11 protein-coding genes are annotated in these 10707 nt (G+C 63.9%); 4 read left to right on the top strand and 7 right to left on the bottom strand.

The features are described 5' to 3' along the window. Positions 1 to 5: 5 nt before the first annotated feature. Positions 6 to 1262, bottom strand: coding sequence for an MFS transporter (locus P6U23_RS21835; protein WP_407174658.1), 1257 nt, complete (start codon positions 1260 to 1262; stop codon positions 6 to 8). 87 nt (positions 1263 to 1349) lie between these two features. Between P6U23_RS21835 and P6U23_RS21830 the strand changes: the two genes are divergently transcribed. Then, positions 1350 to 1940 (top strand): CGNR zinc finger domain-containing protein, encoded by a 591-nt coding sequence (locus tag P6U23_RS21830; protein ID WP_407174657.1) that lies wholly within the window; start codon positions 1350 to 1352, stop codon positions 1938 to 1940. Between the two features lie 22 nt (positions 1941 to 1962). Here the strand turns inward: P6U23_RS21830 and P6U23_RS21825 are convergent, their stop codons facing one another. The 5 genes from P6U23_RS21825 to P6U23_RS21805 all read right to left on the bottom strand — a co-directional run bounded on the left by P6U23_RS21825 (position 1963) and on the right by P6U23_RS21805 (position 6637). Beyond that, positions 1963 to 2241 carry a hypothetical protein gene (locus P6U23_RS21825; RefSeq protein ID WP_407174656.1) on the bottom strand — a complete coding sequence of 93 codons (279 nt, stop codon included), beginning with the start codon at positions 2239 to 2241 and terminating at the stop codon, positions 1963 to 1965. 132 nt (positions 2242 to 2373) lie between these two features. Next, the gene (gene moaC / locus P6U23_RS21820) at positions 2374 to 2868 is read right to left on the bottom strand and encodes a cyclic pyranopterin monophosphate synthase MoaC (RefSeq protein WP_407174655.1); all 495 of its coding nucleotides are present in this window, start codon (positions 2866 to 2868) and stop codon (positions 2374 to 2376) included. A gap of 20 nt (positions 2869 to 2888) precedes the next feature. Continuing rightward, positions 2889 to 3683 (bottom strand): indole-3-glycerol phosphate synthase TrpC, encoded by a 795-nt coding sequence (gene trpC / locus P6U23_RS21815; protein WP_407174654.1) that lies wholly within the window; start codon positions 3681 to 3683, stop codon positions 2889 to 2891. A gap of 15 nt (positions 3684 to 3698) precedes the next feature. After that, on the bottom strand, positions 3699 to 4712 hold the full coding sequence (gene trpD, locus P6U23_RS21810) for an anthranilate phosphoribosyltransferase (protein ID WP_407174653.1): 1014 nt from the start codon (positions 4710 to 4712) through the stop codon (positions 3699 to 3701). Between the two features lie 20 nt (positions 4713 to 4732). Next, positions 4733 to 6637 (bottom strand): SurA N-terminal domain-containing protein, encoded by a 1905-nt coding sequence (locus tag P6U23_RS21805; RefSeq protein WP_407174652.1) that lies wholly within the window; start codon positions 6635 to 6637, stop codon positions 4733 to 4735. Positions 6638 to 6877: 240 nt separating this feature from the next. Between P6U23_RS21805 and tpiA the strand changes: the two genes are divergently transcribed. The 3 genes from tpiA (at position 6878) to P6U23_RS21790 (ending at position 9958) form a co-directional block, all read left to right on the top strand. After that, a complete protein-coding gene (gene tpiA, locus P6U23_RS21800) occupies positions 6878 to 7636 on the top strand; it encodes a triose-phosphate isomerase (RefSeq protein ID WP_407174651.1) in 759 nt (252 codons plus the stop codon). A 134-nt stretch (positions 7637 to 7770) separates the two neighbouring features. After that, positions 7771 to 8160 (top strand): preprotein translocase subunit SecG, encoded by a 390-nt coding sequence (gene secG, locus P6U23_RS21795; RefSeq protein WP_407174650.1) that lies wholly within the window; start codon positions 7771 to 7773, stop codon positions 8158 to 8160. Positions 8161 to 8326: 166 nt separating this feature from the next. Then, positions 8327 to 9958, top strand: a complete 1632-nt coding sequence (locus P6U23_RS21790) for a CTP synthase (RefSeq protein ID WP_407174649.1) — start codon at positions 8327 to 8329, stop codon at positions 9956 to 9958. Here the strand turns inward: P6U23_RS21790 and P6U23_RS21785 are convergent. Then, positions 9921 to 10601, bottom strand: a complete 681-nt coding sequence (locus tag P6U23_RS21785; protein ID WP_407174648.1) for a class I SAM-dependent methyltransferase — start codon at positions 10599 to 10601, stop codon at positions 9921 to 9923. The genes P6U23_RS21790 and P6U23_RS21785 overlap by 38 nt on opposite strands. Positions 10602 to 10707: the final 106 nt, after the last annotated feature.

Genomic DNA, 10707 nt, shown 5'->3' with positions numbered 1-10707 from the left:
GCGCCTCACTGTTGGGTGAGCGGCTTTGCCCTGCGCGCCGCCGGCCTTGAGGTGAGGGCCACGATAACGGCGGCGATGATATTGGTCGCGGCGCTCGCGATGATGGGCAGCTCGTAGCTGTGGCTGAGATCGAACGCGAATCCGGCCGCACTTGGGCCGATCAAGGTGCCGAACGCGACGCTCGTATAGAGCACGCCGATGATGCCGCTGACATTGCGGCCGCCGAAATAATCCATCACCACGGCGGGAAGCACGGCAACCCATCCGCCGTAAAACACGCCGTAGACGAATGCGAAAGCTGCCAACGCCCAAACGTCGCTTGATGCGGCCCAAATCGCCAAGGCCACGGCCATGCCAATGAACATCAGCAGCAGCGACCGTTCGCGACCCATCCGGTCGGCGAGGCCGCCCAGCAGGAAGCGTCCGGCGGTGCTCCCGACGCCAATCACGCTCAGCAGCAATGCCGCCGATGAAGCCGTAATCCCCTGATCGCGCGCAAACGGCACGAGGTGGACGAACGGAACGAATACGCCGAACGAGCAGATCAGGCAGGCCGCGTAGAGACTGACAAAGCGAGGCGAGCGGATCGCCTCGCCAACAGCGGCGCCAGCGGCCGGTGCGCGCCCCGTCTGCATCGGCAAATCATCGCCGTCAGGGTGGAGGCCGCGGCGTTGCGGATCGTTCTCGATCAGCAGCGCCATTGCGCTACCGAGCACAAGCGCCAACAGGCCGAGCGCAAGATAGGCGCCGCGCCAGCCGATGCTTGCGATCAACAGCGAGGCAAGCGGCGGCATCGCGAGCGTGCCGACACCGATGCCGCTCACCGCGAGGCCCGAGGCGAAGCCGCGACGCCGAACGAACCAGCGCTGCACAGCGCCGATTGCCGGCACATAGGCGCAGCCAACCCCAACTCCGACGCCGAGCCCGTAGGCCGCGTAGACCTCCGCAAGGCTTTGCGCCACGCTTGCGAGCGCAAGCCCGAGGCCGATCAGAACCATGCCCGCAATCGCCAGTGGGCGCGAGCCGAAGCGATCGGCCAGTGGTCCGCTCACAATGCCGAGCCCGAAATAAAGAAAACCGGCGAGCGAGAACACCAGCGATACTGAGCCGCGGGAGGCGCCGAAGTCGTGCTCGAGCTGTTCGAGAAAGGCGCTGAACGTGTAGGCGCAGCCGAAGCCGATAAAGGTGACGGCAAAGGCGGCTGCGACGACGAACCAGCCGTAGAAGATGCGGGGTCGGAACCACGCTGCCTGTTCCAGCATCACGGCCTCCCTTCCAGTTAGACACCAGTAAACTTATTATACCGGTGTTGGTTGCGTCAACCAGCAAAAATGTTTTAATGGTGTTGAATGTCGAAGCAGTCGCGAAAGTTCAAGGTTCCCGACGCACTGGCGAATCTTTACGATTTCGCAAACACGCTGGATGTGCGGCATTTCACGCATCACGGCGTGCCGCACCAGCAGGATGACGAGCTGAAAACTGCGCAGGACCTCGCTGCGTGGATGGCGGAACGCGGACTGTTGCGCGCTGGTGCGAAAGTCACGCCAGCGACGCTGGAGACCGCGCTCAGGCTTCGCGCGGCCGTGCGTGCGTATCTGCAGCACGATCCCGCCGGCCGCCGGCAAGGCAGCGTGACCCGTACATTGAACGAGAGATTGGCAGCATTCCCGCTGCTTGCCGAATTCGGCGGCGAGGCAGGGGCAAGATTGCAGCCGGCCCACGCCGATGCGCTGGCGGGACTATCGGCTGTCGTTGCTGAACTTTACGATGGCGCGCGCGATGGATCACTGGACCGGCTGAAGATGTGCGCGGCCGAAGAATGCCGGCGGGTCTTCTTCGATCGCTCGAAGCCGGCGACGCGGCGCTGGTGCATGTCGACCTTATGTGGCAACCGCAGCAAGGCCCGGGCCTATCGGGAACGTCAGCGTGCGGGGGGGTGAGCGCGCGAACAGCGCATCGGACTCATCGAGTGGCGCCGCTCCGGTGGCGTGTTCTCATTCCATCCGCGACACTGCCGTTCGAACGCTGTATCCGGTTTGGAGCGATGCCGACCGTCGTTTCGCTGGGCCAAAGCCCGGAGCTCTGGCCGCCGTTGCGCCGGTAATTGGGATCAGTATAGGGATTGCCAGGTCCCTTGTTTTGGCAATTGGCATTCGGATAGAAGAACGCGCAATAGGCCGGTTCGGACATCACTTGTTGTGCTGGCGCCGGCGTTGTGATTGCGGCGGCCAGAATCGCCATTGTGGCGACAATCCTGCACGGCGACATCGGCAGTCTCCGCGTTGGGGTGATGCGGACGCGCACAGTTTAACACCGACGTAGCCGGGCTCTTCCGGTGATGGCGATCACTCCGCCGTGATGACGCGGCCAGTGTCAGGCCCTGTAGTGACCGGACTTGCCGCCCTTCTTTTCAACGAGATGAATACCCTCGATGCGCACGCCGCGCTCGACGGCTTTGACCATGTCGTAGATCGTGAGACATGCGATCGACACCGCGGTCAGCGCCTCCATCTCAACGCCGGTGGGCCCCGTGACCTTGACACTCGCGCTGACGATACAGCCCGGTAGAGTGGCGTCCGGCGTGATATCCACGGTGACCTTCGACAGCGCCAGTGGATGGCACAGCGGGATCAGATCGGAGGTGCGCTTGGCAGCCATGATGCCGGCGATGCGCGCCGTTCCCAGCACGTCGCCCTTCTTGGCGTTGCCCGAAACGATCAAATCCAACGTCGCCTTGCTCATGACGACACGGCCTTCGGCGACCGCAACGCGTTCGGTGGCCGGCTTCTCCGACACGTCGACCATGCGCGCCTCGCCGGCGGCGTCGATGTGGGTGAGGGCAGGGGAATCGGATGCCTTGTGTGCCATCGTCGTGTTCCGCTGCAGCTCTAATCGCGCGCCAGCAGTGTGCGGGTCGCTGCGGTGACGTCGGCCTGGCGCATCAGACTCTCGCCGACCAGGAAAGTCGAAATGCCCACGCGTGAAAGCCTCGCCAGATCGGCGGGGACGAAGATGCCGCTTTCACCGACGATCACGCGGTCCTTCGGCACGAGCGGCGCGAGCGCCTCGCTGGTCGAAAGCGTCGTCTCGAAGGTGCGGAGATTCCGGTTGTTGATGCCGATCATCGGTGAGCGCAGTGCGAGCGCGCGATCGAGTTCGGCGCGATCGTGGATTTCGATCAGCACATCCATGCCGTGGGCCAAGGCGGCATCCTCGATATCCTTGGCCGCTCCGTCGCTGAGCGCAGCCATGATGATCAGGATGCAGTCGGCGCCATGTGCACGGGCCTCCGCGACCTGGTAGGTGTCGAACATGAAGTCCTTGCGCAGCACCGGCAGGCTGGTTGCCGCGCGGGCGGCCACCATGAAGTCGAGGTGCCCCTGGAACGAGGGCGTATCCGTCAGCACCGAAAGGCAGGCTGCACCGCCCGCTTCATAGGCTTTTGCGAGCGAGGGCGGATCAAAATCGGCGCGGATGAGCCCTTTGGAAGGCGACGCCTTCTTGATCTCGGCGATCAGCGCATAATCCCCCGCAGCGTGTTTTCTGCGGATGGCGCTGACAAATCCGCGAGGGGGCGGGGCGGTCCTTGCAAGTGCTTCGAGGTCCGCCAGCGGCAGGGCGCGCTTGGCGGCCGCGATCTCCTCGCGCTTGTAGGCCTCGATCTTCGTTAGAATGTCGGACATTGGTGGTCTCGGCTGTTAACCGTTGGAGACCGCAATCAGGTGTTTCAAGCGCGCGGCCGCGGCACCGCTATCGATCGATTTTTGCCCGATTGCGACGCCTTCCTTCAAATCCTTGGCATGACCCGCGACGATCAACGCCGCCGCCGCGTTCAAAACCGCGACATCGCGATAGGGGCTTGGCATGCCGTCGAGCACGCTTTGCAGGGCGATCGCATTGGCCTCGGCATCGCCGCCTTTCAATCCGTCATGGCCGCAACGGGGAAGGCCGGCCTCCTCCGGGGTCACCTCGAACGTGCGGATCTCCCCCTTTTCCAGCGCCGCGACGAATGTCGGGCCGGTGAGGGTGATCTCGTCGAGCCCGTCGGAGCCGTGCACGACCCATACCGATTCCGAGCCGAGATTCTTCAAGACCTGCGCCAAGGGCTGCACCCATTGCCGCGAGAACACGCCGACCATCTGCCGCTTGACGCCGGCTGGGTTGGAGAGCGGCCCCAGGAGATTGAAGATTGTGCGGGTGGCAAGCTCGACCCGGGTCGGGCCGACGTTCTTCATAGCGGGGTGGTGCGCAGGCGCGAACATGAAGCCGATGCCGGCCTCGCTCACGCAACGTCCGACCTCTTCCGGCTTGAGGTCGATCTTGACTCCAAGCGAAGCCAGCACGTCGGCGGCGCCGGAGCGCGACGACAGCGCGCGGTTGCCATGTTTTGCCACCGGGATGCCTGCGCCGGCGACGATGAAGGCGGCGCAGGTCGACACATTGACGGAGCCGGAGCCGTCACCGCCGGTGCCGACGATGTCAACGGCATTGGCGGGCGCTGTCACCCGCAGCATCTTGTCGCGCATCGCCGAGACTGCGCCGGTAATCTCCTCGACGGTCTCGCCGCGCACCCGCAGCGCCATCAGGAGCCCGCCCATTTGCGAGGGCGTCGCCTCGCCCGACATCATGCTGTCGAAGGTGGAAGCCGCTTCTTCACGGCTCAGCGTGGCGCCGGTGGCGACTTTGGCAATAATCGATTTGAGGTCGTCCATCGCGTACTTTCGAACACTGCTCAGTTGCTGCTGCCGCCGCCCGTAATCTGCGCGAAGGCTTCCTCGTTGATCGATGTGCCGATAGTCTTTTCCAGCTTTGCGACGTATTGCGCGAGCTCCTCGTTGCTCAACGCGCCCTGCAGGCTCTCTTTCAGCTTCTTGGCCGCGTCGGAAGCGAGATCAACCGGCGGCACCGTGATGTCGGTGACGCGGAACACGAACCTCTCGGTATCGCCCTGGCCATCGGCCTGGCCTGCAGCGTCCTTGGCCGAGCGGAAGACGGCCGCAACGACGTTGGCGGGCAGGCCGGATCCCGAGCCATCGCGCTTCAATCCCGTGGCAGTCTCGACCTTGGCCCCGATGCTCGCCGCCTGATCGGCGAGGCTGCCGCTCTGGCCGAGGTTTTGTACAATCTGCGTGGCTTTGTCGCGCAGGCGGCTGGCAATCTGATCCTCGCGCCAGTGCGCCGCGACCTGATCCTTGACCTCGTCAAGCGTCCGGTCGCGCGGCGGCGTGACGCCCAGCACGTCGTACCAGACATACCCGCCCCGGTAGGAGATCGGCTCGTTGTCGACCCCGACATCGCTGTTGAAGGCTTGCGCAACCACATCGAGGCCGGGGGGAATATTGGCCGGCTGCCCGTCGGGCAGGTGACCCGAGCGATCGACGGCCTCGATCGTGGTGGCGGCGAGCCCGAGTTTCTGGGCCGCTTCCAAAACGCTGGCGCCTCCGCCGCGCTCGTCCTCCATCTTGTCGCGCAAGCTTGCGACCTTGTCGCGGGCGCGCTCGATGGCGATCTCCTTCTTCAGGTCGGCCGCAACACTCTCATAGCTCGGCTGCACGGCCGGCTGGATTTTGCCGACCTTGAGCAGCGCGACGCCGAACCGCCCCTGCACCGGCTGGCTCACTTCGCCGGAAGGCAACGAAAACGCCGCGTCGGCGAATGCGGGATCGAGAATGCCGGATTTGCTCACCACCCCGAGATCGACGTCGGCGGAGCTCAGCTTACGCTCTTTGGCGAGATCGTCGAACGACAGGCCCGATGTGATGTGTGCGCGGGCGGCTGTCGCTTCTTCCATGTTGGGAAACACGATCTGGGAGACCTCGCGCTTTTCCGGCGTGCCGAGCCTCTCCTTGCGCTGCTCGTACAGCTTCTTGGCGTCATCGTCGGAGATATCAGACCATTTGCCGATCTCCTCCGGTGTCACCACGACGAAGGCGATCTTGCGGTATTCGGGCGCACGGAACTGCGCCTTGTGCTCGTCGAAATAGCCGGCGAGCGTCTCCGGCGAGGGCGGGTCGATCGTGCCGGCTTGTGCGGCACTCAGTTTGACGTATTCGACCGAGCGCTGTTCGTCCTGATAATGCATCAACGCTTCCATCAGCGTTTTCGACGGCTCTAGCCCGGCCGATAGCGTGCCTGCGATCTGGCGGCGCAGCGAAACCTTCTTCTGGTCGGCGATATAGCGGGCCTCGGTAAAGCCGAACTGGCGGATGATGGCCTGGAAGCGCTGCGGGTCGAAGGCGCCGCCGACCCCCTTGAAGTTCGGATCGCTGAAGATCACCCGCATGGTCTCGGCGTCGGATTGTCCCAGTCCGAGCCGGTGCGCCTCCTCATCCAGCGCGGCTTCCGCAATCGTCTGCTCCAGGAGCTGGCGGTCGAGGCCGAAGGCGCGTGCCTGTTCGGGGGTCAGCGGACGGCCGAACTGGCGGCCAAGCTGCTGCAGCTTGTCCATATAGAGCTGGCGGAACTCGTTGATGGAAATCTCGGTGTGACCTACGGTCGCCAGCGTCGACTGGCCAAAGCCCCTGAAGATGTCGGCAATGCCCCAGATACCGAAACTGACGATCAACGCGCCCATGGCCCCGGCCATAATGATTTTGCCGAGCCAATTGGATGAGGCTTTGCGCATTCCTCGAAGCATGGGATCCAACTTGTCCTGAGGGGAACCGGTACACCCCGCTTATAGCGGATGCTGCAAAACGGGCGTCACCGAATTGATTACGCATCATAAAGAGGCAGCGGGGCCCCCGCAACCTTGAGCGGAGGCCTAACTGCTGCCGCTAACGACCGCAAGAAGCGGTTAAAAGGCTTGCGTCCAATCTGGAACTGAGGGCCGCGCTTTGCTAGCGCAGGGGAAGTTGTCTTTCACTGGAAAAACGCCATGACCGATGCCATCCGCCCGCTGATCGCCGGCAACTGGAAAATGAATGGCTTGAGAGCTTCCATTGGGGAGTTCGAGGCGATGCTGGCAGGCGCTGCGGAGGTCGCCTCGAAGGCCGATCTCCTGGTCTGCCCGCCTGCGACCCTGGTTGCGGCTTTTGCGGAGAAGGCCGGTGCCGCAGCGGGATTGGCGGTTGGCGCGCAGGATTGTCACCCCAAGCCGTCGGGCGCCCATACCGGCGATATCTCCGCCGAAATGCTGGCCGATGCTGGCGCCAGCGCCATCATTGTCGGCCACTCCGAAAGGCGGGCCGATCACGGCGAAAGCGATCTGTTGATCCGGCAGAAGGCGGAGGCGGTTTGGCGCGCAGGGCTCGTGGCCATCGTCTGCGTCGGGGAGACGGAAGCGCAGCGGGACGCCGGGCAGACGCTGGATGTCCTCCGCGGGCAGCTCAGCCAGTCGCTGCCGGACGGCTCGCGGGCCGACAATCTGGTGGTCGCCTATGAGCCGGTCTGGGCGATCGGCACCGGCCGCACTCCGACGGCAGCAGATGTCGAGCAAATTCATGGGTTTATTCGGGATTTTCTGACCGGGCGGTTCAACCGGGAGGGGGCGCGGATGCGGATCCTCTATGGCGGCTCGGTCAAGCCCTCGAATGCGGCCGAGCTGATGGCGGTGGCCAATGTCGACGGTGCGCTGGTGGGTGGCGCCAGCCTGAAAGCAGCCGATTTCCTTGCGATCGCGAAAGCTTGCCCTTAGCTAAAGGGGGTGAGCGATGTCGGGGGTGGCTTTGCGCTGCCCTTTCGTGTAACACGCGCGCAACTTCATGAACTCCGCAAGCCGCCGTCCGAGAGCCCGCGCCGGGCGGGCTCGGCTTGTGACGGAAGGTTAAGATGCAGACTGTCGTTATTGTCATTCATCTCATGATCGTCATCGTGCTGATCGGCGCAGTGTTGCTGCAGAAATCCGAAGGCGGCGGACTCGGCATGGGCGGCGGGGCCGGCTTCATGTCCAGTCGCGGGACCGCAAACCTGTTGACCCGCACGACGGCGGTGTTGGCGGTGGGGTTCTTCGCGACGAGCCTGCTGTTGTCCTGGATCGCCAGCCTCGATCGTAAGCCGACCTCGATCCTGGGCGCACAACCCGCCTCGCAGTCGCAGCCCGGCGGAGCGGCACCCGTGGCGCCGCCGACCAGCGGTGGCGTGCTGGATACGCTCAAGAAGGCGGACGAACAGCAGCAGAAACAGGCACCCGCGACGCCGCAGGCTCCGCAGTCACAATAAAGCAGAGTGGCCATGCAGGAGGACGGCTGGCATCCTGCATCAGAAATCACCATCAAGGTACTGGCAGCACTCTCTTTTTTCAGTCACCCACAGCCGCGCCGAAGTTTGGCCGCGGCGCGCGATTCGTTTTGGCGAATCGCGCCAACGGCGTTAAAGGTTAAGTCCCATGGCGCGGTACATATTCATCACCGGCGGCGTGGTCTCCTCGCTCGGCAAGGGGCTTGCTTCAGCGGCACTCGGTGCGCTGCTGCAGGCGCGGGGCTACAAGGTCCGGCTTCGCAAGCTCGATCCCTATCTCAATCTCGATCCCGGAACGATGTCGCCGTATCAGCACGGCGAAGTGTTCGTGACCGATGATGGTGCCGAGACCGACCTCGATCTCGGCCATTACGAGCGTTTCACGGGACGCCCGGCCACCAAGGCTGACAACATCACCACCGGGCGCATCTACCAGGACATCCTCACCAAGGAGCGGCGCGGCGATTATCTCGGCGCCACCATCCAGGTGGTGCCGCACGTCACCAATGCGATCAAGGAATTCATTCTCGACGGCAACGAGGGCTACGACTTCGTGCTGGTCGAGATCGGCGGCACCGTCGGTGACATCGAAGGCCTGCCGTTCTTCGAGGCGATCCGGCAACTCAAGAACGAATTGCCGCGCGACCACGCCGTCTACATTCACCTCACGCTGCTCCCCTACATCCCGAGCGCCGGCGAACTGAAGACCAAGCCGACGCAGCATTCGGTCAAGGAATTGCGCTCGATCGGTATCCAGCCGGACATCCTGTTGTGCCGCACCGACCGGCCGATCCCGAAGGAGGAGCGGCGCAAGCTTGGCCTGTTCTGCAATGTGCGCGAGAGCGCCGTGATCGAGGCGCGCGACGTCGACAACATCTATGCGGTGCCCGAGGCCTATCACGCTGCTGGCCTCGACGACGAAGTGCTGGCCGCGTTCGGCATCGAGTCGCGCATTCCGCCGGCGCTGCAGAGCTGGCACACTATCAACGAGCGCGTCCGCAATCCGGAAGGCGACGTCACCATCGCGATCGTCGGCAAATATACCGGGATGAAAGATGCCTATAAGTCGCTGATCGAGGCGCTGTCGCACGGCGGCATCGCCAACAAGGTCAAGGTCAATCTCGACTGGATCGAGAGCGAGGTGTTCGAGAACGAGGATCCAGCGCCGTTTCTCGAACACGTCAACGGCATCCTGGTCCCCGGCGGCTTCGGCCAGCGTGGCGCGGAAGGCAAGATCAAGGCCGCGCAATTCGCGCGCGAGCGCGATGTGCCCTATTTCGGCATTTGCTTCGGCATGCAGATGGCCGTGATCGAGGCCGCGCGCAATCTGGTCGGCATCGAGAAGGCCAATTCCACCGAATTCGGATCGACGCCCGAGCCGCTGGTCGGCCTGATGACCGAGTGGCTGCGCGGCAACGAGCTGGAAAAGCGGGCCAGGAATGGCGACCTCGGCGGCACCATGCGGCTAGGGGCCTATCCCGCGGTGCTCAAGCGCGGCAGCCGGGTGTCTGAGGTCTATGGCGGGGCGACCGAGATTTCCGAGCGGCATCGCCACCGCTACGAAGTGAACATGGCCTACAAGGACCGGCTGGAGCAGCACGGGTTGAAATTCTCCGGCCTGTCGCCCGACGGCGTGCTGCCGGAGATCGTCGAATATGAGGACCATCCCTGGTTCATCGGCGTGCAATTCCATCCCGAGCTGAAATCCCGGCCGTTCGAACCGCATCCGCTGTTCGCGTCCTTCATCCAAGCGGCCGTCGTGCAGAGCCGGCTGGTGTAATCTCTGAACCAGTGATCGGACCGGTCGTGAGGACGGTACGTCGTGGCACGTCGTTGTTTTGTGCCACGAGCCTGCATTGCGGTCGCCGTGTCAATCGGTAGACGGCAGCGGGCGGGACGTTGAGCATTGCGCGATCGACCAGCTTCGCGCGAAGCCCGAGCCGGTCGAGAACGGGTCTCGGCACCGGGCAAGTCATGCCGTAGGTGAACTGGTAGAAGGCTCCGCCGGGGCGCAGGTAGCTGAACGCGCCGCCAATGATCGACATCACCCTGCGGGTCGACATGTTGAGGAGCGGCAGACCGCTGACGACCGCGCCGACCGGCGCGCTATCGAACAGCCGCTCGTCCGCGAGCCGCGCCGCGTCCATCCACAGCACGCGTGCTCCGGGAAAGCGCAGTTGCAGGAGGCGCATGAAGTCGGAGCCATATTCGACGAGCGTCAAATCCTCCTGCCGGATGCCGCGCCTTAGCAGTTGATAGGTGAAAACGCCTGTGCCCGGTCCCAATTCCAGAATCGGGCCGCTTGCGGCTGTGATTTCGCGGGTGATGAGCTCGGCGAGCGCCGTGCTGGATGGGGCGATCGCGCCGACCCGGCGAGGGGCCGACAGCCAGGCAAGAAAGAACGAGAAGAAATCGTGGGACATGGAAACTCCGGCAGTCGTCTGCTCTCGAATCCTGCTCGAGATGGAGCCCAATCTCCGCGCCGTGCATTACGCCAGCATTGCGCGCTCCCGGCGATCGCACATCGCA

The sequence above is a fragment of the Bradyrhizobium sp. STM 3562 genome, assembly GCF_045571435.1.
In the GTDB taxonomy this organism is placed as follows: domain Bacteria; phylum Pseudomonadota; class Alphaproteobacteria; order Rhizobiales; family Xanthobacteraceae; genus Bradyrhizobium.
Note: the sequence above shows the minus strand (reverse complement) of the source record. Positions and strands in the feature narration are given on the sequence as shown.